This is a genomic window from Pseudomonas sp. Ors-4-3C (assembly GCF_055755035.1).
The window spans coordinates 3,412,180-3,435,228 of sequence record NZ_CM146900.1 but is presented as its reverse complement, the minus strand read 5'-3'; the positions used below and the strand labels follow the sequence as shown (position 1 = coordinate 3,435,228).

The window sequence follows — 23,049 nt, the reverse complement described above, 5'->3', positions numbered from 1 at the left end:
TGTCGCCTGAAACACCGCCATCGCGAGCAGGCTCACTCCTACAATGGGGCTGCGGTGAGGCCACACATCCCGACGCGATCCCACAATCCCTGTGGGAGCGGGCTTGCTCGCGAAAGCGTCGGCACATTCAACATCTCTGTCGCCTGACACAACGCCATCGCTTGCAGGCAAGCTCCCACAATGGTCCGGGGTGAACCGAATATCCGATCCATACCCCCGATCCCTGTAGGAGTGAGCCTGCTCGCGATGGCGTCAGCCCAGTCGACATCCCTGTTGCCTGAAACACCGCCATCGCGAGCAGGCTCACTCCTACAATGGGGGTTGCGGTGAGGCCACACATCCCGATGCGATCCGCAATCTCTGTGGGAGCGGGCTTGCTCGCGAAGGCGTCGGCACATTCAGCATATGTGCTGCCAGATCCACCGCTTTCGCGGGCAAGCCACGCTCCCACAGTAGATTGGGGTGAAGCGGATATCTCGATCCATACCGAGATCCCCTGTGGGAGCGGGCTTGCTCGCGAAGGCGTCGGCACATTCAATATCTGCGCTGCCTGACCCACCGCTTTCGCGGGCAAGCCACGCTCCCACAGTGGTTCGGGGTGAACCGAATACCCGATCCATACCCCGATCCCTGTAGGAGTGAGCCTGCTCGCGATGTCGTCGGCACATTCAACATCCCTGTCGCCTGAAACACCGCCATCGCGAGCAGGCTCACTCCTACAATGGGGTCGCGGTGAGGCCACACATCCCGATGCGATCCGCAATCTCTGTGGGAGCGGGCTTGCTCGCGAAGGCGTCGGCACATTCAGCATATGTGCTGCCAGATCCACCGCTTTCGCGGGCAAGCCACGCTCCCACAGTAGATTGGGGTGAAGCGGATATCTCGATCCATACCGAGATCCCCTGTGGGAGCGGGCTTGCTCGCGAAGGCGTCGGCACATTCAGCATCTGCGCTGCCTGACCCACCGCTTTCGCGGGCAAGCCACGCTCCCACAGTAGATTGGGGTGAAGCGGATATCTCGATCCATACCGAGATCCCCTGTGGGAGCGGGCTTGCTCGCGAAGGCGTCGGCCCATTCAACATCTGCGCTGCCTGACCCACCGCTTTCGCGGGCAAGCCACGCTCCCACAGTGGTTCGGGGTGAACCGAATACCTGATCCATACCCCGATCCCTGTAGGAGCGAGCCTGCTCGCGAAGGCGCCAGTCCATTCAAAATCCATGTTGCCTGATCCACCGCTATCGCTTGCAGGCAAGCTCCCACAGTGATTTTGTGGTGTGCCCGATTTGAGTGAACGCCGCCGGACCCTGTGGGAGCGGGCTTGCCCGCGAAGGCGCCGGCACTGCCACCATCGCAACAGCCTGATCCACTACCCAAATCCCGCCCACAAAAAAGGGGACTTTCGTCCCCTTGCGGTATTGCCTGATCTACCACTCGCCCATCAATAAATGTCTTTCGACAGCAACGTAAACGGCGTCTTCACCAGGATCTTCAGATCCAGCCACAACGACCAGTTGTTGATGTAATGCAGGTCCATCTCGACGCGACGCTGCATTTTGTCGATGGTGTCGGTCTCGCCACGGCAGCCGCTGATCTGTGCCAGCCCGGTAATACCCGGTTTGATTCGATGACGAGCCATGTACGCGAGGATTTTCCCCGAGTAGTAGTTGTTGTGCGCCACCGCGTGCGGACGTGGACCGACCAACGCCATTTGCCCCTGCAGCACGTTGAACAACTGCGGCAGCTCGTCCAGCGAAGTGCGGCGGATGAAGCGCCCGACCGCAGTAATACGCGAGTCGTTGCGGCTGGCCTGAACCACTTCGCGGTCATCGTGCACGCGCATCGAGCGGAATTTCCACACCTGAATCACCTTGCCGTTCCAGCCGTGGCGATCCTGCTTGAAGAACACCGGCCCCGGCGAGTTGATCTTCACTGCCAACGCAATGAACAGCAGCACCGGACTCAACAGGATGATCGCCAGCAACGCCACGCCTTTTTCCAACAGGCTCTTGCTCAGCGCAGCAGTAGGGCGGCTGGTCAGCGGGCTTTCGTTAAGGCAGATCGCCGGCAGACCGTCCACGACCTTCACCGAGTGGTTGAGCAGGGTCAGACTGTTCAAGTCCGGCACCCAGACCACATCGACGTTGGCGCCGAGCAAATCGACGTACATCGCTTCGATTTTCGCCGCCTCCGCCAGCGGCAGGGTGATGTACAGACGACGGATGTCATGGTCTTTGATCAGCTCGAGCAAATCTTCCTGATCGCCGACCACACGCGGCGCATTCGCATCCAGATTCGGCGTCGGGCCATTGCTGACCAGGCCTACCAACGGCAGGTTTTCCACCTGACTGATCTTCTTTGCCAGACCCAGTGCCAGCTCGCCGGTACCAACGATCAGGGTTTTCTGCGCGCTGGTGCGGGAGCGCTGGTAGTACTTGGAAAAGGCGTGCAACGGTGCGTACAGCAACGCCTGACCGAGGAAACCGTACACCGCCCAACTCAGCGTCACCTCGCGGGAGAACACCTCGTCGGCCTTGCACACGAACGCGATGCAAGCCAGCGCGACCATGGTCATCGACCAGCCCATGAACAAACGTCCGAGCCCGGTCAGGTAATTGTCCTGCTTGCGATACACGCCGCTGAACGTATACGCCGGCACCGAGGCCAGTACCGCCAGTGTCGCGCACATGCGGTAATAGAACTCGACGGTGCCTGTGTGCCGTTCAGCCAGTATGAATAACAACGCAACAATGAAAGCCTGCGCCAATGCCCATTGGCCCCAGAAGGTAAGTCCCTTGAGGCCGTTATTTCGATTGATCCGTAGAGAAAGTTCCATGAGATATCCCCAGAAATACGTCCATTCAGGTTTCGACAGTTGAAGTCCGAGTTGCTAGATAGGCTTGTTGTTGTTATTGGACGAGTGTCCTGAGGTAACAACGTCGATAGGCCGAACTGTCGTCAATCAATAGACTAAGTTATTGCCGGAGAGGGTGTCTGACGAGTTCTAACAAGATGGCACAGTGCCAACTTTTTAATAATCAAATACAAGGTTGTTAGAAAAGGTCGCAGAGCAGGGGGTGAATAAATTATGTTGTGTTTGTTACTGTAGGAGGGGTGGAGGCAGGGAGCTATTATTACCAGGGAGGTGAAGTCAAACAGAGTGCTCTTGTTGTTTTTGTAATCGCACTGTTTTCTGTTTGTTTTGTTCGTGGATATCGTACGTGTTTACGCAACGATTTCCTGGATGAGGCAATAACCGCGGTTTCTTACGGCACGAAACAATCGCTCACCATTACTCGCGCTTTTGAACTTGTCCTGCAGGCGACTCAGGCACATCTCCAGGCCACGATATTGCTCCGGCTCGCGGCCGATGCTGAGGATCAGGTCATCACGACTGACTACGCGTTCCTCGTGATGGAGCATTTTGCGCACCAGTGCGGTTTCCAGGCCGGTAAGGCTGATCTCGACGCCTTCCTTGACCAGAGCGCCTTGATCGTTGTCCAGATGCCAGGTTTCGCTGCACGGAGTGCCGTCTTCATTGGCTGAAGTCTGGTGGCTGGTGTCCGCGTTCATTGTCGGGGATTGGTGAAACGGGTTTGCCGATTGTGCGGCGAGCCATTCCGATTCGAGGGTGGCCAGTATGCGCTGGGTATCGTGTTCAATCGTGCGGGCGACGTTTTTCCGAGTGCCGCTTGGGTAAGAAAACTCCATCAGCATCGGGGCGGAAGAGGGCGAAGTAGCACCTTCAATAAACATTTGTGCCTGAGACGTGCCAAACGAATTGAAGCGCTCGCTGGACAGAATGCTCTCAAGTTCACGCTGCGACGTTGTACTGTTGGTCACGACGACAAAATATTTTCTTGGGAGGGTTGTACTAGTTTCCATGTCTCTCTCCTAAAATGTGCACCAAAATGGGCGAAAAGATAAATCGGCAGGCGAGCAATAACTTCCTTGGAAGTAATCGACAGGCAGGGTCTGGGCCCAAAATGGCCCTCGATAAGTTCCACTCGTTCTGCTGCTATGTTGTTAAGTTTATTGTTATGGTTCGGTGTAGCCGTGCTCATTCAATTGCTTGATTATAATTAGGTATGAAGTACAACTAGAGCGGTATGGTTGCATATGACGATCCTTCGTAAGTATGCAAAGAGGATGGCTGCCCGAGAGTCAGGCAGTCGATATCAGACCCCGCATCAGGCGATAGCCGTAGCCGCGGATGCTCTGAATCGCGTTCGTACCATACATGTCCTTGATTTTTCCACGCAAGCGGCTGATGGATTTTTCCAGCGCCCTCGGGTCGTAGAAATTGGTATTGAGCCCCATGATGCTGGCGATTTCATCATGGCTGAGAATGTGATTGCTGGTCTGCGCAAAGGCTTCCAGGATCTTCATCTCGGCAAACGAGATGTCGAGTTTCTGGCTGGTGCCGCCCAGCAGGCAGATGCGCGTAGGGTCGAGTGTGAGGTTGATATCCCGCTGCCATTCTTCACTGTTGAAGAACTCACCGAGCAACTCGTCGCCCTCGTCGGAAAGGGTGTTGAGCTTGATACAGAAGTCGGCCCCGGCCAGGAAATACTTGATCTTGTTGAACGCGCCGCGACCGGTAATGACCGCGCAAATGATCGGCTTCAAGTTATTGATGCGCAGGTTCTCGATCAGCGCAAGATTGTCTTCCAGCGCTTGCGGAGTGTCGATAACGATGAAGATGGCTCGATACGAACCAGAAAGTTCATTGTGCTTAAATGAACTAGTGTACGAACTGGCCTCAAGTGCCATATCAGTGCGTACGTGCTTTGCGACCAGCGCTCTAAAATGTTCGGCCACGCCACAGGTTCGGCCCAGAGTGAGAACACCGGGTACGTCGTTTGTCGGGCGCGGACTTCTAGTCGCCAAGTTCCCTGAGAGCATCATGCATTGACTCGAATTAGGTGCTGACATCGGGATGTTAAAGCACCGGTTCTCATCTGTGACTGACAATTGGTAACATTCACGCGATTTTTAGACGTGGCTCCCGAGTTTTCTAACAATAATTAAGCATTTCAAGCTTTTAGTTGATTTTCTCGGGGCTGTGAACTAGTCGTTACATGGTGGCAATGTGGAATTGTGCCACTATTTTGAATCTATGGCCACGGCTTTATTCATGTCCAATTGCCACTGTCCGTGATCGTGAGATAGTGTGAGCTTGATCACACTTTATTGGCTGATCCAACTTTTTTCTACTAAATGCCTAAATATTTTTCGAGCGGTTCGTAGGCGGACGATTATTAACATGGCTTGAGTGTGTCTTTTGATAAGACATATTCTCCGTCGCCTGATCAGGCAATGGGTGTCGCGTTATACCGATTGTTTAACTTCAGATACTCAATTCCTGAATACAGTTGACCGGTCGCTCATCAAGAGCGCTCTGACGGAGGATTAATGGATTTCTGGACCTTTATCCAGGTGTTGATTTTAGGCGCAGTGGAAGGCCTGACCGAGTTCTTGCCGATCTCCAGTACCGGCCACCAGATCATCGTCGCCGACTTGCTGGACTTCGGCGGCGAACGCGCGATGGCGTTCAACATCATTATTCAACTGGGGGCAATTCTGGCCGTAGTCTGGGAGTTCCGCCCGAAGATCTTCGACATCGTCAAAGGCCTGCCCACCCAACGCAATGCGCAACGTTTCACCCTCAACCTGCTGATCGCCTTTCTGCCGGCGGTGGTCCTCGGCGTGCTGTTCGCTGACAAAATCCATCAATACCTGTTTAACCCGATCACCGTGGCCATGGCCTTGGTAGTGGGCGGCGTCGTCATGTTGTGGGCCGAACAGCGCAACCATGTCGTGAGCGTCGATCACGTCGACGACATGCGCTGGTCAGACGCGTTGAAGATCGGTTTCGTGCAATGCCTGGCAATGATCCCCGGCACGTCGCGCTCCGGCTCGACCATCATCGGCGGTTTATTGTTCGGCTTGTCCCGGAAAGCCGCCACAGAGTTCTCGTTTTTCCTCGCCATGCCGACCATGGTCGGCGCCGCGGTGTACTCCGGCTACAAATACCGCGACCTGTTCCAGGCCAGCGACCTGCCGGTGTTCGCCCTCGGTTTCGTCATCGCCTTCATCTTCGCCATGATCGCCGTGCGCGGCCTGCTCAAATTCATCGCCAACCACAGCTACGCCGCGTTCGCCTGGTATCGGATCGCGTTTGGCTTGTTGATTCTGGCGACGTGGTTGTTTGGCTGGGTGAACTGGACGGAAGCGGCGGCGGGGTGATGCGCACGCCAGGCGGGTAAACCCGCCTGGCGCGTTTTACGGAAGGAGGGCATCAACGCCCTTGCAGCAACTCGCCAGCCTGATCCAGCAGCGCCAGCGGATCCTTGGCCTTGTGAATATCCACCGACAACAACTGGCGGAACTTGCGCGCCCCCGGGAACCCGGTGCCCAGCCCCAGCACATGTCGGGTGATGTGATGCATCGCGCCGCCTGCCTGCAAATGCTCGGCAATATACGGCCGCAACTGCGCCAGCGCCTCGGCACGGCTGATCACCGGCGCGCTGCTGCCGAACAACTGCTGATCCACCTCCGCAAGCAAATACGGATTGTGATAAGCCTCACGCCCGAGCATCACACCGTCAAAGGTCTGCAAATGCTCATGGCAGGCCTCCATCGTCTTGATCCCGCCGTTCAGCACAATCTCCAGCTCCGGAAAATCCGCCTTCAACTGCGCCGCCACGTCATACCGCAACGGCGGAATGTCGCGATTCTCCTTCGGCGACAACCCCTCCAGAATCGCAATCCGCGCATGCACGGTAAAACTGGTACACCCGGCATCCCGCACCGTCCCGACGAAATCACACAGCTCGGCGTAACTGTCCCGCCCATTGATCCCGATCCGATGCTTCACCGTCACCGGAATCGACACCGCATCGCGCATCGCCTTCACACAATCCGCCACCAACTGCGGATGCCCCATCAGGCACGCACCAATCATATTGTTCTGCACCCGATCACTCGGGCAGCCAACATTCAGATTCACCTCGTCGTAACCATGCTCCTGCGCCATGCGCGCGCAAGCGGCCAGATCCAGCGGAACGCTACCGCCGAGTTGCAAGGCGAGAGGGTGCTCGGCTTCGTTGTGACGGAGGAAACGTTCGTGATCGCCGTTGAGGAGGGCACCGGTGGTGACCATTTCGGTGTAAAGCAGGGCGTTCTTCGACAGGAGGCGTAGGAAGAAACGGCAGTGGCGGTCGGTCCAATCCATCATCGGGGCGACGGAGAAGCGGCGGGAGAGTGGGGCGGGTGTGGCGGTGATAGGGGACATTGGCGGTTCTGGATTGGGTGGGGCTGGGAGGTGGGGGAGTTTATCAGGATTGAGAGTGGCGGGCTTGCAGATGCTCTCCCGCGATGATTGCGACATTTGTGAGTGCTTTTTTCAATCATCTGACTAGCATAGGGTGGCTATTTGATGGCTAAATCCCTATTTTCTAAACCAACAAAACCAAGCCTGTGCAGGGAGAAGCAATGGACGCTCAGCAAGAAAAAGTCTTTTTTGACGAACGTGAAGTAAAGGTTACCAACAGCCGATTCATCCTTCCGGGGCAAAAGACGTTCGCGATGAGCGGAGTCACGGCAGTGAAAACCTCTCAAATAAATCCTAACCGTACTTGGCCCATACTGCTGATGATTGTCGGGGCGATTATCGGATATAACAAAGGTATAAATACCGCTTCCGTCGTCTTGTTTTTTGCAGGTCTTGCTTGGTTCCTTATGCAGAAGACGATATATACAATTGTACTTACTACGTCTTCTGGGGAGCAGCAAGCTCTGCAAGATGCGGATCTTTCTTGGATTTCCAGAGTCGTTGGCGCGATAAATGACTCAATCATTCATCGTGGATGAAAAAGCGACGGATTTATTTAATGCTAGGTGCTCGACGGTAAAAAAGCCGGCGGCAAATAAATCCGTCCCATTTGTTCATACCACTTGCTCGTCCTGATTCCCTCTTTGCAGGCCAACTTTACCGTCAGCGGTGTACCCAGGATCAAGTCGACTGAAGTTACTCATTTTCATGGTCACGCCATTCTCATTTCGAAACATCTCCTGACTAGCGATGCCGAGTAATTTCCCCATTCGGCCTAGGAAAGCGGAGAGTACAGCGAGGTCTTGGTGAGGATCGTGGGGGCGATGATAGTCGATGGCGGAAATAGAGATCAAGAGCAAGAATTAACTCGTCCCGTGTCCATGGAGGATTTCGTTTTTTCTTTTTCTACTCAAAAGTAGAAAATGGGGCTTTTTGACTTTCCAAAATTTTTCCTCTCATTAGATGGCTTTGATTTGCGGCTACTTGCCATACTTATTACCTTTGATAGTTGTTTCAATCGGAAATATTTTTTGGTTGGGGAGTCATTTCGTAAAGGTGGTCGGCGTAACGCGCGTTTGATGACCAAGGAGTGAATGATGAGTTGTTCTGGAGGACCTGTAATTGATCAGGAGCAGTTGAGGAGGCTCAGGGAAAAATTGCTTAGAGCGGTCGTAAACAAGCGATCTGACAGGTGGTGTTTGTCGCTTTGGAGTCGATTTATTAGGGCTAGAGACGGCCAGCAATGTGTAGTCTGCAGCTCTGACGATCGGATTCAGGCGCATCATGTGTTCAGAAGAACCTTGCTTCCACATGCTAGATACGAAACCGGCAATGGGATCACGCTTTGCTATCAATGTCACAAGATCGCACATGAGGGATTCAATGGGCGACCTGATTTCAGTTTGCCAATAGGGGCACAAGGTGGTGACGATCAAGATGAGGTCGCTTTTTACTACCTAAAACTGCTTGAGTCAGCGGAAGCTTTCAGCCTAGATCACGACGAGTTTTATGCCTTCAGCAATGAGATGCTGAGTTTTTTCGTTAAGGTCCAAGGCTTTGAGCATCTTTATTGGAAGGTCCAAGACAAGGAAATAACGGGCCTACTGATGGCTTACAACATATGGTTTCGTGCACCGGAGGCGATGTCGCTCGCTATTTTGAAAGCTAATTTGCCGGAGTTCTTTTAGATTGGAGTTTTGATCACTCACGATTGATAGCACGCTTTGCCGTCCTCTCACTGGAGCGACTTACAGCGCTTGAAAAAGGGCCGAATTGCTCTTTGTACTGGTGACCGTATCTTATTAGCGTGCTCTTAGAACCTCTGCGAACAGAAAAATCGCGTCTGTTTAAATGAAGCCTATTGTTGCAGTCCCGCTCCTACACCACCTTGCACCATCCCCTACACCTAAGACAGAATCCGCCGGCTTGTGCGTCTAGCCCGCAGGTTCTATCGTCCCTACGTCACTGAAAACCAGTGATCGGGTTTGGTAGCCCGTCTCCGTCAGAAGCACAAGACTACTGTCTTGCGAGGGCGTTTCTCGTCTTCGTTTTATGGTGGTCATGCGCGGGGCGTCTTCGGATGCGCCGGGGTTCCTGACGACCGGTCTACCAACCTGCGTATGGCCTCCACCCTTCGTTTGGTAGCGAGAGTGATGGCTCCTTTTCGTTTATCCGTCAGGAGTTACACCATGTTCAAACCAACACCGAATCCCCCAGAATCCGACCCCGCATCCCCCTACGAATCCCTCGATTCCCGCAAACTCCACGAAGCCGCCGAGCGCGCCCTCGATCACTACCTCACCCCAACCAGCCAGATCATGGCCAGCGGTGATCAATCCAAACCAATGTTCCTCGCCAACCCGGCCTACGACACCGAATCCCTGCTCGCCAACGCCAGTGAATCCCTGGGTTCCGCCACGACCATGCTCAACGATTTCGCCGCGTTGCTGGATGTCTCGCACCGTAAGACGCTGTTGGGCATTGCGCAGGTGGTGATGTTGGGGGAGTTGGCGGTGAATCAGGCGTTGGATAACGTCGAGCTCAAGGCGTAGAGCGCTGCCCTCCGTGGCAAGCGGCGAGGTCGTGGTCGCGGAGGGCGTTCTGTCGATGCGCAAGACATCCGCCGAAAATGGCGGTTTTCAACCTGTTTCCGTAGCAATAGCGATGTGCCACGAAAAATGATGGCAATGCGTCATCATGCGAACGAAAAAGTTCACTGCTTGTACAAAAATATAAAGTTGTACAACTTTTCCCAAAGTTTATAGCATCCGTTCCCAACACCTTTGCTGAAACGATAAATCCAGCTTGAGTCCTGGATTTGTCCGTCGGTGCGTGGGCCGTCAAAACGGTTTTCGCATCGGCTATTTGCAGCCGGGTCAGTGGAAGCTGCCCGTATTTCGCCCAGGACGACGACCCCGAATATGAGTGGTAACTCCGGTTATCAGAGATCTACTTTTTGTGCCTGACGCTGAATCGCGTCAGGGCGTTAGAGGCTGAACATGGCAGAAGCATCGAATTTCCTGGGCAACATCAAGGTTTCCCGAAAGTTGGGGGCCGGGTTTGGCGTTCTTTTGCTGGCGGTGGGGGCGGTGGCCTTCATTGGCTATAGCAGCAGTAATGTGCTGGTGGATCGCCTGGACACAACGCGTCTGATCGGCACGCTCAACGATGCGTCGCAGGACATGCGGCTGTCGGAGAAGCAGTACGAAGCGGCGGCGGATGCGGCGTTTGCCGAGTCTTATCAGTCGCAGCTGACGGTGTTGCAGGGGCTGATCGCCAAGGCGTTGCAGACCCTGACGCGGGCGGAAAACCAGCAGGCCTTGAAGCAGTTGCAGGACACCACGTTGGCTTACGATCAGCGGGTCAAGCGCTTGATCGAGGCGGACAAGGCGACCAGCGATGCGCTGAAACCGTTGGGGGCAATGTCGGACAAGTACGCCGAGACCTTCAACAGCATGTTCGAGAGCACCACGGCCAGTGCGTTGGCGTCGGCCGACAGCGCACGGGTGGCGGACTTGCGCACGGTGGCGGATCTGCGCAATGGCATGACGATGTTTCGGCTGATGTTGCGGCGTTATATCGCCGTGCCGAGCGAGGCCAACAAGAAGGTGCTGCTGGACACCACTGATGCGTTTCTGGCCGACATGAGCAAGGCGCGCAGCGGTTTGCCGGCGGCCCTGTCGAGTCAGCTTGAAGAGGCGCAGGCCGGCATGCGCCGTTATCGCGAGGTGCTGGTGGAGGTCGCCGCGCTGTTCGAGCAGAAGCAGAGCCTGCGCCAGCAGGTGGATCAGCAGAGCCAGGCGATGGACAGCATCATGACCGGCCTGATGGACACCCAGCAGCGTCTGGCTCGGGACGATCAACAGCGTGCGTTTATCCAGATTGCAGTGCTGACGGTGCTGGCGCTGGTGGTCGGTCTGTTTGCTTCGGTGCTGATCTCGCGGCAGATCACCGGGCCGCTGGCGCTGACGGTGGAGCTGGCGCGACGGATTGCCAAGGGCGATCTGACGGTGCAAGCCAAATCCAGCCGCAAGGATGAGTTGGGCGATCTGCAAAATGCGATGCAGGACATGGCGCAAAGCCTGAATACGCTGGTGCAGGGGATCGGTAACGGTGTCACGCATATTTCGACATCGGCCGAGAAGCTCTCGGCGATGAGCGAGCAGACCAGCGCCGGTGTGCGTCAGCAGAAAGTCGAGGTGGACCAAGTCGCCACGGCGATGCACGAAATGGCTTCGACGGTGCAGGAGGTGGCGCGCAATACCACGGACGCATCCGCCGCTGCGACCCTGGCCGATCAGCAGGCGCGTCACGGCAGTGCGGTGGTCAAGCAGGCGACCGTGCAGATCAGTGAATTGTCGGTGGCGATCGAAGAGTTGGGCGCAGCGATGAACGTGCTGTCCCAGGACAGTGAGCAGATCGGCAAGGTCATCGATGTGATCAAGGCAGTCGCTGAGCAGACCAACTTGCTGGCGCTGAACGCGGCGATTGAAGCGGCGCGGGCGGGGGAGCAGGGCCGTGGTTTCGCCGTGGTTGCCGATGAAGTGCGGTCGCTGGCGCAGCGCACCCAGGATTCGACCAAGGAAATCGAAGCGCTGATTGTCACCCTGCAACAGGGCACGCAAGCGGCATCTACACTGATGACATCCAGCCGCGAGCGCACCCTGGACACCGTGGTGCTGGCGCAGAAGGCCGAGCAGGCGATTACCGAGATCAACCATTCAATCGGCACGATCCAGCAAATGAGCCTGCAGATTTCCGCCGCCGCCGAGCAGCAAAGCGCGGTGGCCGATGAGATCAATCGCAGCATCGTCAGTGTGCGCGATGTGGCCGATCAGTCGGCCGTCGCCAGTGAAGAAAGTGCTGCCGCGACCATTGAACTGGCGTCGCTGGGGCAGGACCTGCAGCGCATGACATCGCATTTTCGAATCTGATGGCGTTTTGAGATGAACTTGGGCTGGCCTGACCGGTCAGCGTGTATAAGTGGGGGCCGCCGAGCGGCGGCCATCCGGTCCGTGCTGTTATTTTCTGGGCCATGGAAGGTTACAACCCGCTCTCAGGGGGCGTCATGACCAATATTCCCGTTTTCCCCCAGCCCAGCGGGGGGTGCCAAGGATGCCGGCAAAAAGGCGAGGCCGATATGGCGTTCTCCTTTGCTTTCCAGCCGATTGTGGATGTGCGTGATCAATCGACCTTCGCCCACGAGGCGTTGGTCCGGGGCGTGCAGGGCGAGGGTGCGCTGTCGGTGCTGGAGCAGGTCGATGACCAGAACCGCTATCGCTTCGATCAACTGTGCCGCGTGCGTGCGATCTCCACGGCTGCGCAGTTGGGGCTCACCGGGTTTCTTTCGATCAATTTCCTGCCCAACGCGGTGTATCGCCCGGACATGTGCATTCGCAGCACGCTGGAGGCGGCCCGCGCACATGCGTTCCCGCTTGATCGACTGATCTTCGAAGCGGTCGAGGGCGAGCACGTCGAAAGCAACAAACACTTGATGAACATCTTGCGCGAATACCGCGAGTTCGGCTTCAAGACCGCCATTGATGACTTCGGTGCGGGGTATTCCGGGCTGAATCTGCTGGCGGACTTTCAGCCGGACCTGATCAAACTGGACATGGCGCTGATTCGCGATATCCATCGCGACCGCGTACGCCAGGCGATTGTGCGTGGCGTGGTGGGCATGTGTGCCGAGTTGGGCGTCGACGTGATTGCCGAGGGCATCGAGCATCCGGAAGAGCGCGATTTTCTCGCTGATTGCGGGATTTATCTGATGCAGGGTTTCTGGTTCGCCAAACCGGCGTTTGAGGCGATGGCGCAGATTCCGGTGGAGGCGTGGCAGCCGATTTGAGGCGAACCTGAACCCGCGCTGTCGATCGGCAAAGTTTCATCTTGCCGGGTGCGGCGAAGGCCTACGATGCTTGCACAAGATCATCCCAAGGGGAGCCGTACCATGCGCACCAATGTCGTCAAAGTGCTGTTGATCGCTGCAGCTGTCTCGGTATTGAGTGCCTGTTCGGGCTCCGGTGGGCTGACCACCACCAGTTGTTTCTCCTCGGATTGCCAATCGCCGGAGGGTCGCACAAATGCAACGACCCTCAAATTCGGCGGTAACAGTATTGGTAGCAGCTTGAACCAGTACAGCTCCGGGATGTTGCACGACGATTGATCAAAATCGAGGCTGAACCTGTGGCGAGGGAGCTTGCTCCCGCTGGGGCGCGCAGCGCCCCCCAAAAAGAAGGTCTGCTGTGCAGTCCAGCGGGAGCAAGCTCCCTCGCCACAAATGTTTGTGCCTGGAAGATTACTGCGGCAGCGCCAGCCACTCACCAATGACCTTCTGATAACTGCCAGTGACTTTGCTCAGGTGCAGCCACTGGTCAACGTACAGTTTCCAGCTGATGTCATCGCGCGGCAGCAGATAGGCTTTTTCGCCGTACTGCATGTACTGGTGCGGATTCACCGCGCACAAACCCGGTTTGAGTTTCTGCTGATACAGCGCTTCCGAGGCGTCGGTGATCATCACGTCGGCCTTGTTATCGAGCAGTTGCTGGAAGATCGTCACGTTGTCGTGCAGGGCCAGTTGCGCCTTGGGCAGGAACGCGTGGACGAAAGCCTCGTTGGTGCCGCCTGCCGGTTCGACCAGGCGTACGTTGGGCTGGTTGATCTGCTCGATGGTCTGGTATTTGGACTGATCGGCACAACGCACCAGCGGGATCTTGCCGTCGCTGTCGAGGGTGTTGCTGAAGTAGGCTTTCTTCTGCCGCTCCAGCGTCACCGAAATCCCGCCCATGCCGATGTCGCACTTGCCGGCCTGCATGTCCGGCATCAGGGTTTTCCAGGTGGTTTGCACCCACTCGACTTTCACGCCGAGGCTGTCGGCCAGCGAGCGCGCCATGGCGATGTCGATACCCTCGAAGTCGCCGTCGCTGCGTTTGAAGGTGTAGGGCTTGTAGTCGCCAGTGGTGCAGACGCGCAACTGGCCTTGTTGCTGGATGGTGTCGAGGTGCGAAGTTTGCTCGGTGGCCTGAGCGCTGAAATTCAGTGCGAGCAATGAACCGAGCAAGAGCAGTTTTTTGTTGTTGGGCATGTCTGTCGGGCTTCAAAGGGATCGGAGTGAGAAGTTAAACACGTTCCCGGCGCTGATCCCTATGGGTAGCTCGCGGTCAGAGGCCGAGACCTTCCTGCACCACCTGCAACAGATTGTTCTCCGTCAGCGCAATGGCATCCAGTTCCTGACCGGTTTCCACCGTTTGCAACCACCAATGGCTTTCGTGATGTTCATCGACGGTGCGCAGCAGATAGGTGTTGCGCTCGGGCAGGGTGATCTGCACGCGGCCGGCGCCGTCCTCGGTAAACCGCGCGATGGGATCAAATGTCAGGGTTCGTTGATTGGCTTCGATCACCAGTTGGTCGATCGCGTAATCGTGGCTCTCGCCGTCGGGTGAGCTTTCGCAAACGTGGGTTGGATTGCGGCGGATTTTCAGGCCGACTTCGGTGACTGGCTGCAGCCAGCCCTCGATGCGGTGGTACAGATCGTAGACCTGCGCCGGCCAGCAATCGATCTCCAGCGCGGCATCCGCATGGGTGTGCCGTGTTTGCTTGAGTTTGGCGGCGAGTTCGTCTGCTTTACTCATTTCGGATCCCTTGGTTTGATGTCTGCCTGTTAATCGTAGACCTTTCAACGGCGTACGGCGTTGCCTTGCGTCATGCGCTTGCAACACAAGCATGTCGAAATCAGCGCTGGCCAAGTCTGGTCAGGATCGAAAACCACGGACGCAGGCGTCCCAAGGAGCGGGTAGATGAAAAAGCTGTTTACAATTTTGGCAGTGATTGCGCTGACGGCCGGTAGCATCGGCCTCAGTTCGGCGCGTCAGTCGAACGCCAGCAAGGTGCAAACGGAAGCGGTGGCGGGGCAGTTCGATTACTACCTGCTGACGCTGTCCTGGTCGCCGACCTTTTGCCTGACACACAAGGACGACGTGCAGTGTTCCGGCAAGGGCTACGGTTTCGTGCTGCATGGTCTGTGGCCGCAATACGCCAATGGCGGCTGGCCGGAGTCCTGCCCGCCGCTGACCACCCTGTCGGCAGCTGAAACGACCAAAGGCCTGACGCTGTTCCCGACCAAAAAACTGCTCGATCACGAGTGGTCCAAGCACGGCACCTGCAGCGGTCTGGGCGCGATGGGTTATCTGGACGAAGCGAACAAAGCGGTCGGCGCGGTGAAAATCCCGCAAGAGCTGCAACCGTTCAGTTCCTCGTACTACTTCGAAGCCCAGGAAATCGCCGACCTGTTCCGCAAGGCCAACCCGGGGATCCCGGCGGATGGCATCGCGGTGATCTGCAGCGGCCCGGAACTGTCGGAGGTGCGGGTGTGCATGGGCAAGGATCTGCAGTTCGGCGCGTGCGGCAAGGGCGTGAAGACGCAGTGCAGGGCGGGGGATATTCGGGTACCGCCATCGCGTTGATGTGAGCGGTTTCACGAACAGGAAAGGGCGCCCAAGCAGGCGCCTTTTTTTCGCCTGAAGGTTTGAAGCACCCGGAAAATTCACGCATGCTTGCGCCCCCCAAAGGATGACCCGCAACACTGCAAGGAGCTGTTCATGAGCGGAAAACCCGCCGCCCGCGTCACCGATCCAACCGCCTGCCCACTCCCGGGGCATGGCACCAATCCGATTGCCAGTGGCTCGCCGAATGTGAATTTCGACGGATTGGCGGCCGCGCGAATGACCGACAAATCAGCGTGCGGTAGCCCCATTACTGGCGGCGTTTCCTCAACAGTTTTTATCAATGGCTTAAACGCCGCGACCCTGGACAGCACCGGGGGGCACGGCAATGTGGTCATTGGTGGGTCAGGCACGGTCATCATCGGTGACACAGTAACAGCGGCGCCTTTCAGTGGTCTGCTGCCAATGCCGGTGCATTTCACAGACAAGTTGAAACTGGTCAATGACGTGACCGGTGAGCCCATGATCAATCATCCCTACGTGATCCAGCGTGCAGACGGGCGTCTGGAACACGGGGTGTCTGACGCTAACGGGTTCACCCACGAAGTCAGCTCGCACCTGCCTGAAACCATCAAGCTGTTTTTGCAGGAGTGAGGCATGACCGCTGAAACAGTAACGTGCGCGAAAGGCAACAATTACAAGCTGCACAAGGAACATGCGCTGACGGATAAGAAGGATGTCAGTGACAAGCCTGTGCCGGTGGAGAGTACCAAGGCGATTGTGTTTTTTATTGGCGGCGCAGGGGATAAGGAAAGTTATTATTTTTCGGGGCCGTTCGGGAACGTGAACCAGGCCATGACCGGTTTCGACAAACGTAATCTGGACCTGACCAAACTAGGAAAATATAAATCCCAATGGCTTGGGTATAACGAGGTTCGGGGAAAGAAGGACATCCAAAAAAATGTTCTCAACATAATTCCCTACAAGTCTTGTCCAATCTACATTGTCGGACACAGCCTTGGGGGATGGAACGGCGCGCATTTGACCAGTGTAATGTCGGAGTGGGGTTACAGGATCAACATGCTCGTTACGCTCGACCCCGTAGGTGAAGGTACTTTGGTGTGGCTGGGATCCGATATCTACGGAGATAAGCCAACACCGATGGCTGATTTCTGGGTAAACATTAAAGCTATGCCTTCCAAGCCAGACCAGTCCGACTCGGTGGCGGATTTCGGGGAAAAATGGCAAGTGCTGTGCGGGCCTGACATTAATGTCACCATGGATACGAACCACGCTAATGCTCCAGCGATGTTTACCCGACCTGTCGTTGAAGGAAAATCGGCAAGTGATTTGATGTTCGAGTCAATTCGAGAGAGCAATCGCTGATGAAAAGATTGTCTGTTCTTCTGTTAGCCATATTGTGCTCGTCATGTGCCAAAGATCACACAGTGCCTCCTGCGAATCTCAACTTCCTGTCAGTGGAAAGGGAAAGTATTGGTCTGCTTTACAAAATTCATTACGACTCGGATGTAAATCTTTTGGATTTGTTCGGAAGAGGTATGGGGAAGGGCGCAGCGTCGACGATGTTTGAGTGTCCGCTTGGTGATGATCAGAATTTTTCCATCACTAACCGATTCAGGTACTCGGCTTACGGACTGATTGAGGTGGAAGAAACCAGTCAGGCAGGCGGTAAATTCAACTATATGACGAGTGCTTTTTTGCGACAGACCCAAAATAACGGTACTTCGCAAGAGGATCTCTCAGTACAGGAATTGAATGCCCTTCTGCTTGGTAAACAACAAATCCCCTGCAAAGTCGTCGTCACCGCGTACGGCTACAAACCCTACTACTCAAACACCATGAACCTGCCGGTTGCGGATTTGCTGCGGGAAATCAACAAACCCCGATAGCCGTCATCGGTGCACTGCGCGATTGCCCTACGCAGATACGCGAGGGCGATCACCCGCAAATCCACAACTGAAAATAAATCGACGCACAGCGTTCATCCAAATCTCTTGCGCGCCGATACAACTGGGCGGGCATGTGTTGGCGCGGCGGGTTTGCTGTGCGCACCCCGGTGGGCTACGCTCACGAAAAGTAAGGGTTTCGGGCTGCGGCCCCTGTCGTACCTGCCCAGGACACGTTTTTGCCAATCCCCATTCACGATCCGCATCAGACTCCCGGCACGCTTAAACGCCTGCCGCTGCGCAAGGCGGCAGCGCTGTTCATCGTTGCAGTGTGCCTGTGCCTGTCCGGATTGCTGTATCTGCAACTTGAGCAGACACGACGCCAGGATCTCGCGAACGCGCAGACCGCTTCTTCCAACCTGACCCGGGCCATGGCGCAGCAGGCCGAAGACACGTTTCTGGCCGCCGATCTGGTGCTCACCAGCCTGGTCGATTGGGTCGAGGACGATGGTTACGGCGCCGCGCAACGACCACGTCTGCAAAAAACCTTCGCGCGTCGGGTGCAACAACTGGAACAGTTGCACGGCATGTTCCTGTTCGATCGCGACGGTCAGTGGGTGATCACGTCATTTACGGATCTACCTCGTGGCAATGGTGTGGCCGACCGCGAGTACTTCAAGTTTCACCAGCAGAACGTGTCCTCCGTGGCGCACATCGGCCCGGCGATTCGCAGCCGCGAGAATGGCGAGTGGATCATCCCGATCTCGAAACGCATCAACGACCGTGCCGGCAATTTCCAGGGCGTGCTGATGGCCGGGATCAAGATGGCGTACTTCGACCGGTTCTTCAAAAGCTTCAGCCTCGATAACAACGGCATCATGTTTCTCGGCCTCAAGGACGGCACGTTGCTGGCGCGGCGGCCGTTCGACGAAGGCCTGATCGGTTCGTCGCTGGCCAAAGGCAGGATTTACCAGAAGCTGCTGCCCGAAGCCCCGGCCGGTACCGCGATGATCAAGTCGGTGGTCGATGGCGTGGTGCGTCTGTACGGCTACCGGCAATTGGCGTCGTATCCGCTGGTGGTCGCGGCGGCGTCATCGCGCGATACGATTCTCAAGGGTTGGTATGAGCGGGCCTTTCAGTCCAGCGTGATTGTGGCGCTGGTGATTCTTGGCGTCGGCCTGTTCGGCTGGGTGTTCATTCATCAGGTGCGCGACGGCGAGCGTATCGAGAAAAACTTGCGCAAGGCGCAGCGGGCACTGGAGCAGATCGCTACCCACGACAGCCTGACAGGGCTGGCAAACCGGCGGCTGTTCGAGCGATCGCTGGAGATCGAATTTGCCCGCGGCGCACGCCAGTCGAGTCCGGTCGGTCTGATCATGCTCGATATCGATTTCTTCAAGCGCTACAACGATGCCTACGGTCATGTGGCGGGCGATCATTGCCTGACGCAGGTGGCGCAGGTGCTGAAAAATTGTACCCAGCGCAAGTCTGACCTGGCGGTGCGTTACGGTGGTGAGGAGTTTGCGGTGCTGTTGCCGGACACCGACATCAACGGCGCGCTGGCGATTGCCGGGCAGATCCGGCGCAGCGTGATGGACAAACGCATCACCCACAGCGGCTCTCCGACCGGGTATCTGACGGTAAGTCTGGGCTGTTACTCGTTTATTCCCAGCGGCAATGACAGCCTGGAGGTGTTTATCCAGCGTGCTGACGCGGCGTTGTATCAGGCGAAAAATGCCGGCCGCAATCGCGCGGCGGTGTTGTCGCTGGATGCAGGCTTTGCCGAGTTGATTCGTTCGGATCGCTGACGTTTCGACGCTTCAACAAGGGTGAGGGAGCAAGCTCCCTCACGCGGGTCTCATCACCAACCGTAACGCCGGTTCGTTCAGCTGCCCGAGCCACCGCCCGCACCGCCGGTTCCGCCCCCGGCCGCGCCAGTGCCGCCGCCAGCGCCGGAGCCCGAACCCATGGCGCCGCCGTTGGTGCCGGTGCCGTTGCCAGAACCGGGACTGCCGGTGCCGTTACTGCCGGCAGGTGCGCCTGGCGTGTTGTCTGGCGGCTTTGGCGTGCTGCTGTTGACGTCGGGATTGCTGGTCGAGGTGCCGGAACTGTCGTTCGCGGCGAAGCTGGCAGCCGAGGCCGTAGCAAGCAGGCCAGCGAGCAACAAAGAGGTGAGGGTGCGTGTGGTCATGGTACGTCTCCAAAAGGGGTCGGTTACCTGACTTTGGTCTGACACTTTTGCCCGTTGGTGCCGATTGGCTGACGAGCGGTTGTTCAGCCTCAGCGCCTGTCGTCAGCCAGTTTCTGCTCCAGCGCCTGTCGCACCTGCGGCCACTCGTCATCGATGATGCTGAAACGTACCGAGTTGCGCTTGCGCCCGTCCGGCATGATCCGCTCGTGGCGCACGATGCCTTCCTGTTGCGCTCCGAGGCGCAGAATCGCGTTGCGCGACTTCTGGTTGTTCTCGTCGGTGGTGAACTGCACTCGCACGCAGTCGAGCACCTCGAAGGCGTGACGCAACATCAGGTATTTGGCTTCGGTGTTGACGAAGGATTTCTGCCAGCGCGCGGAAATCCAGCTGCTGCCGATTTCCAGCTTGCGATTGAGCGGGTCGATCTTCCAGAACCGGGTCGAGCCGATGACTTCGCCGCTATCCTTCAACACAATCACAAACGGCATGACCGTGCCGGCGTCGCGGCCGTCCAGGGCCTTCTTCAGGTAGCTGTCGATGGTGCTCGCCGAAGGCACCACGGTGACGGTGAGGTTCCACAGTTCGCCGTCAGCGGCGGCGTGGAGCAGGGCGTCGGCGTCGCTGTACTGAAGCGGGCGCAGGAGGATGCGCGGGCCTTGCAGCGTGGTGAGCATGGGAGCAGGTCTCGGCAGGTTGGGGCAGTGGCGAGCGCCTATTACGCCGCAGTCGGTTGATCCGATGCAACCACCGTCGCCGCTACAGAGTCACAATTTTCACACCTTGTTCGTCGGAGTCTGGACGATGAAAAACCTGCGGATCGCCACGTTCAACGTCAACGGCTTGCGCGCACGCTTGCCGAACCTGCTGGAGTGGCTCAAGCGCGAACAACCGGACATCGCGTGCCTGCAGGAACTCAAGTCAGTCGACAGTGCATTTCCTGTAGCTGAACTTGAAGCCGCCGGTTATGGCGCGATCTGGCACGGTCAGGCGTCATGGAACGGGGTGGCGATCCTCGCCCGTGATGCGCAACCGCTGGAGAGCCGCCGCGGCCTGCCGGGCGATCCCGAGGACAAGCACAGTCGTTATCTGGAAGCGGCGGTGCACGGGGTATTGGTCGGCTGCCTGTACCTGCCCAACGGCAACCCGCAGCCGGGGCCGAAGTTCGACTACAAACTGGCCTGGTTCGAGCGCTTGATCCGTTACGCCAAGGATCTGCAAGGCAGCGATCATCCGGTGGTGCTGGCCGGCGATTACAACGTGGTGCCCACCGACATGGACATCTACAACACCCGCTCGTGGCTCAAGGATGCGCTGCTGCAACCCGAAAGCCGCGAGTGTTATCAACGGCTGCTTGATCAGGGCTGGACCGATTCGCTGCGCCATCTGTATCCCGATGATCGCCTCTACACGTTCTGGGATTACTTTCGTCAGCATTGGCAAACCAACTCTGGCCTGCGCATCGATCATCTGCTGCTCAACCCGGCACTCAGCCCGTACTTGCATGAGGCTGGTGTAGACGCCTGGGTGCGCAACGAACCGCACGCCAGCGACCATGCGCCGACCTGGATTCGCATCGGTTCGCGCAAACGTCGGTAACGTTGATTGGCGAAATCAATTGTCGGAATCGGCGCCCGATCCCGTATACATGTCGGCCAGCGGCGCAGCGATCCGCGGCCACATGCAAAAGGACTGAGCAATGAGCGAGCCACGTCTGGCGAATCCGACGTTGTACCTGCAACACCTGGGCTTCGATGCCCCACCGGCACCGACGCTGGAAACCCTGCGGCAGTTGCAGTTGCGCCATACCGGCGTCTTTCCCTTCGAGAATCTGTCGACGATCACGGGCGCACCGGTACTGATCGATCTGGCGTCGGTCGAACAAAAGGTTCTCCACGGTGGCCGTGGCGGTTACTGCTACGAACTGAACAATCTGTTTCTGGCGTTATTGCTGGAGCTGGGCTTCGACGCCCGTGGCATCTCCGGGCGTGTGGTGCTGGCGCAACCCGAAGGCACGTGGGCGGCGCGTACCCATCGCTTGAGCCTGGTAATCATCGATGGCGAGCGCTACATCACCGACGTTGGCTTTGGCGGTATGGTGCCGACCGCGCCGCTGCTGCTCGATACCGAGGCTGAACAGGCGACGCCGCACGAGTCCTATCGCATCGAGAAACAGGCCGATGGCTACATGCTGCGCGCCAATGTCGCCGGCGAATGGCGCGCGATGTACCTGTTTGACCTGCAACGCCAGGAAGACATCGATTACACCCTAGGCAACTGGTACGTATCGACTCATCCGGAATCACCGTTTGCTCAGCGGCTGATGGTTGCGCGCACCGGCGATGGCTGGCGCCGGACCCTGAACAACGGCAGTTTCGCGATTCATCATATGGGCGGCGCCAGCGAGCGACGCGAGGTGGCGGATGTCGCTGAACTGCTTGAAGTGCTGGAGCAGGAATTCGGCCTGCGCGTGCCTGACCAGCCGCATGTGCGCCAGTCGCTGGCGCGGGTGATTCTGCCAGCCTGATCTCAGGGCTTGGCGTCCGGTTCCAGTACCCGGCGGATTTCCCCGACCGCAGCCGACAGCTTTTTTTCCAGACTCTTGAGGTCGGCGGCGGTGATGCCTTTCTTGAATTGCCCGGAGTGGGGCGGCTCGACCTCCTGCTTTTTGCTGCCAGCCTCCAGCAGGGCATGGCGCAGGGTGTTGTTGATCACGGTCTGATAACCAAACCCTTCGTTTTCCGCCACGCTGCGGGCGGCTTCGATGACCGCGTCATCGAGCATGATGGTGATGCGGGTTTTGCCCTTGGTGGGCGCCAAGGCTCCGCGTTTGCCCTGCGAGAAGTCGTATTCTTCTTTCATCGTTCAAGCCTCCTGAAAATAAGCGCAACGCTCGCTCGGTGTGGCGACACGTGCAGAAATGATTCGTACGACGTTGGCTTCGCGATAACTGTACGCAACCAACAGCAAACGTCCTTTGCCATCGAGACCGAGGGTGACCCAGCGCTGTTCGTCATGGTCGTTGTCCTCGATCGTCAGCGCGCGTTCGTCATGAAAGACCGGCTCGGTCTCGGCAAGGCTGACGCCTCTATGCTTGAGTTTGTTGGCTGCGTTCTTGCTTTTGTCGTACTGAATTTCGAATGACTTCATTATGCATACTTTATATGTATAAAAAACA

24 protein-coding genes and 1 pseudogene are annotated in these 23,049 nt (G+C 57.1%); 15 read left to right on the top strand and 10 right to left on the bottom strand.

What is annotated here, in order from left to right:
* Window positions 1–1,440 precede the first annotated feature (1,440 nt).
* From ACVHNU_RS15405 to ACVHNU_RS15395, 3 genes are all read right to left on the bottom strand, one after another.
* The gene (locus tag ACVHNU_RS15405; protein ID WP_201137009.1) at window positions 1,441–2,835 is read right to left on the bottom strand and encodes an undecaprenyl-phosphate glucose phosphotransferase; all 1,395 of its coding nucleotides are present in this window, start codon (window positions 2,833–2,835) and stop codon (window positions 1,441–1,443) included.
* Window positions 2,836–3,224: 389 nt separating this feature from the next.
* Entirely contained in the window at window positions 3,225–3,884 is a 660-nt protein-coding gene (locus ACVHNU_RS15400) for a winged helix-turn-helix domain-containing protein (protein WP_103520637.1), read from the bottom strand.
* Window positions 3,885–4,163: 279 nt separating this feature from the next.
* The gene (locus ACVHNU_RS15395) at window positions 4,164–4,907 is read right to left on the bottom strand and encodes a winged helix-turn-helix domain-containing protein (protein ID WP_473017733.1); all 744 of its coding nucleotides are present in this window, start codon (window positions 4,905–4,907) and stop codon (window positions 4,164–4,166) included.
* Window positions 4,908–5,414: 507 nt separating this feature from the next.
* Here ACVHNU_RS15395 and ACVHNU_RS15390 point away from each other — a divergent pair.
* Complete coding sequence (locus tag ACVHNU_RS15390) at window positions 5,415–6,248, top strand: undecaprenyl-diphosphate phosphatase (protein ID WP_473017731.1); 834 nt, start codon at window positions 5,415–5,417, stop codon at window positions 6,246–6,248.
* A gap of 52 nt (window positions 6,249–6,300) precedes the next feature.
* Here the strand turns inward: ACVHNU_RS15390 and dusA are convergent, their stop codons facing one another.
* On the bottom strand, window positions 6,301–7,296 hold the full coding sequence (dusA, locus tag ACVHNU_RS15385; protein ID WP_003226510.1) for a tRNA dihydrouridine(20/20a) synthase DusA: 996 nt from the start codon (window positions 7,294–7,296) through the stop codon (window positions 6,301–6,303).
* A gap of 200 nt (window positions 7,297–7,496) precedes the next feature.
* Between dusA and ACVHNU_RS15380 the strand changes: the two genes are divergently transcribed.
* The 7 genes and pseudogenes from ACVHNU_RS15380 to ACVHNU_RS15350 all read left to right on the top strand — a co-directional run bounded on the left by ACVHNU_RS15380 (window position 7,497) and on the right by ACVHNU_RS15350 (window position 13,501).
* Complete coding sequence (locus ACVHNU_RS15380; protein WP_103484270.1) at window positions 7,497–7,874, top strand: DUF6232 family protein; 378 nt, start codon at window positions 7,497–7,499, stop codon at window positions 7,872–7,874.
* Window positions 7,875–8,621: 747 nt separating this feature from the next.
* Window positions 8,622–9,023, top strand: coding sequence for a hypothetical protein (locus ACVHNU_RS15375; protein WP_226500016.1), 402 nt, complete (start codon window positions 8,622–8,624; stop codon window positions 9,021–9,023).
* 501 nt (window positions 9,024–9,524) lie between these two features.
* The gene (locus ACVHNU_RS15370; RefSeq protein WP_473017730.1) at window positions 9,525–9,887 is read left to right on the top strand and encodes a DUF6124 family protein; all 363 of its coding nucleotides are present in this window, start codon (window positions 9,525–9,527) and stop codon (window positions 9,885–9,887) included.
* A gap of 447 nt (window positions 9,888–10,334) precedes the next feature.
* A pseudogene (locus tag ACVHNU_RS15365) lies at window positions 10,335–11,411 on the top strand (methyl-accepting chemotaxis protein); the annotation flags it as partial.
* Entirely contained in the window at window positions 11,397–12,269 is an 873-nt protein-coding gene (locus ACVHNU_RS15360) for a methyl-accepting chemotaxis protein (protein ID WP_473020075.1), read from the top strand. The pseudogene ACVHNU_RS15365 and the gene ACVHNU_RS15360, both read left to right, overlap by 15 nt.
* Before the next feature lie 134 nt (window positions 12,270–12,403).
* Window positions 12,404–13,183, top strand: a complete 780-nt coding sequence (gene rimA, locus ACVHNU_RS15355) for a S6 modification regulatory phosphodiesterase RimA (protein WP_473017728.1) — start codon at window positions 12,404–12,406, stop codon at window positions 13,181–13,183.
* A gap of 102 nt (window positions 13,184–13,285) precedes the next feature.
* Entirely contained in the window at window positions 13,286–13,501 is a 216-nt protein-coding gene (locus tag ACVHNU_RS15350; protein ID WP_081794889.1) for a hypothetical protein, read from the top strand.
* Window positions 13,502–13,633: 132 nt separating this feature from the next.
* Here the strand turns inward: ACVHNU_RS15350 and ACVHNU_RS15345 are convergent, their stop codons facing one another.
* Both ACVHNU_RS15345 and ACVHNU_RS15340 read right to left on the bottom strand, forming a co-directional pair.
* Window positions 13,634–14,419: a transporter substrate-binding domain-containing protein gene (locus ACVHNU_RS15345; protein ID WP_473017727.1), complete on the bottom strand. Its 786-nt coding sequence runs from the start codon at window positions 14,417–14,419 to the stop codon at window positions 13,634–13,636.
* Between the two features lie 76 nt (window positions 14,420–14,495).
* Window positions 14,496–14,966: a hypothetical protein gene (locus ACVHNU_RS15340; RefSeq protein WP_473017726.1), complete on the bottom strand. Its 471-nt coding sequence runs from the start codon at window positions 14,964–14,966 to the stop codon at window positions 14,496–14,498.
* Window positions 14,967–15,131: 165 nt separating this feature from the next.
* On the opposite strand from ACVHNU_RS15340, the gene ACVHNU_RS15335 reads away from it, so the two are divergent.
* The 5 genes from ACVHNU_RS15335 (at window position 15,132) to ACVHNU_RS15315 (ending at window position 19,491) form a co-directional block, all read left to right on the top strand.
* Window positions 15,132–15,797, top strand: coding sequence for a ribonuclease T2 (locus ACVHNU_RS15335; RefSeq protein WP_473017725.1), 666 nt, complete (start codon window positions 15,132–15,134; stop codon window positions 15,795–15,797).
* 135 nt (window positions 15,798–15,932) lie between these two features.
* On the top strand, window positions 15,933–16,430 hold the full coding sequence (locus ACVHNU_RS15330) for a PAAR domain-containing protein (RefSeq protein WP_473017723.1): 498 nt from the start codon (window positions 15,933–15,935) through the stop codon (window positions 16,428–16,430).
* Between the two features lie 3 nt (window positions 16,431–16,433).
* Window positions 16,434–17,162, top strand: a complete 729-nt coding sequence (locus ACVHNU_RS15325; protein WP_473017722.1) for an alpha/beta hydrolase — start codon at window positions 16,434–16,436, stop codon at window positions 17,160–17,162.
* Window positions 17,162–17,686 carry a hypothetical protein gene (locus tag ACVHNU_RS15320; RefSeq protein ID WP_201137114.1) on the top strand — a complete coding sequence of 175 codons (525 nt, stop codon included), beginning with the start codon at window positions 17,162–17,164 and terminating at the stop codon, window positions 17,684–17,686. Before ACVHNU_RS15325 ends, ACVHNU_RS15320 begins: the two co-directional genes overlap by 1 nt.
* 236 nt (window positions 17,687–17,922) lie before the next feature.
* Window positions 17,923–19,491: a sensor domain-containing diguanylate cyclase gene (locus ACVHNU_RS15315; protein WP_473017721.1), complete on the top strand. Its 1,569-nt coding sequence runs from the start codon at window positions 17,923–17,925 to the stop codon at window positions 19,489–19,491.
* A 77-nt stretch (window positions 19,492–19,568) separates the two neighbouring features.
* On the opposite strand, the gene ACVHNU_RS15310 is transcribed toward ACVHNU_RS15315, so the two are convergent.
* Together ACVHNU_RS15310 and ACVHNU_RS15305 are read right to left on the bottom strand one after the other, a co-directional pair.
* The gene (locus tag ACVHNU_RS15310; protein WP_201138490.1) at window positions 19,569–19,874 is read right to left on the bottom strand and encodes a hypothetical protein; all 306 of its coding nucleotides are present in this window, start codon (window positions 19,872–19,874) and stop codon (window positions 19,569–19,571) included.
* Between the two features lie 89 nt (window positions 19,875–19,963).
* Window positions 19,964–20,548 carry a GNAT family N-acetyltransferase gene (locus tag ACVHNU_RS15305; RefSeq protein WP_473017720.1) on the bottom strand — a complete coding sequence of 195 codons (585 nt, stop codon included), beginning with the start codon at window positions 20,546–20,548 and terminating at the stop codon, window positions 19,964–19,966.
* A 127-nt stretch (window positions 20,549–20,675) separates the two neighbouring features.
* Here ACVHNU_RS15305 and xth point away from each other — a divergent pair, with 127 nt between their 5' ends.
* Both xth and ACVHNU_RS15295 read left to right on the top strand, forming a co-directional pair.
* Complete coding sequence (gene xth, locus ACVHNU_RS15300; protein WP_003226468.1) at window positions 20,676–21,470, top strand: exodeoxyribonuclease III; 795 nt, start codon at window positions 20,676–20,678, stop codon at window positions 21,468–21,470.
* Window positions 21,471–21,570: 100 nt separating this feature from the next.
* Entirely contained in the window at window positions 21,571–22,398 is an 828-nt protein-coding gene (locus tag ACVHNU_RS15295) for an arylamine N-acetyltransferase family protein (protein WP_473017719.1), read from the top strand.
* Between the two features lie 2 nt (window positions 22,399–22,400).
* Here the strand turns inward: ACVHNU_RS15295 and ACVHNU_RS15290 are convergent, their stop codons facing one another.
* Both ACVHNU_RS15290 and ACVHNU_RS15285 read right to left on the bottom strand, forming a co-directional pair.
* Window positions 22,401–22,733 carry a BrnA antitoxin family protein gene (locus tag ACVHNU_RS15290; RefSeq protein WP_473017718.1) on the bottom strand — a complete coding sequence of 111 codons (333 nt, stop codon included), beginning with the start codon at window positions 22,731–22,733 and terminating at the stop codon, window positions 22,401–22,403.
* Window positions 22,734–22,736: 3 nt separating this feature from the next.
* Window positions 22,737–23,021 (bottom strand): BrnT family toxin, encoded by a 285-nt coding sequence (locus ACVHNU_RS15285; protein ID WP_473017717.1) that lies wholly within the window; start codon window positions 23,019–23,021, stop codon window positions 22,737–22,739.
* Window positions 23,022–23,049 lie beyond the last annotated feature (28 nt).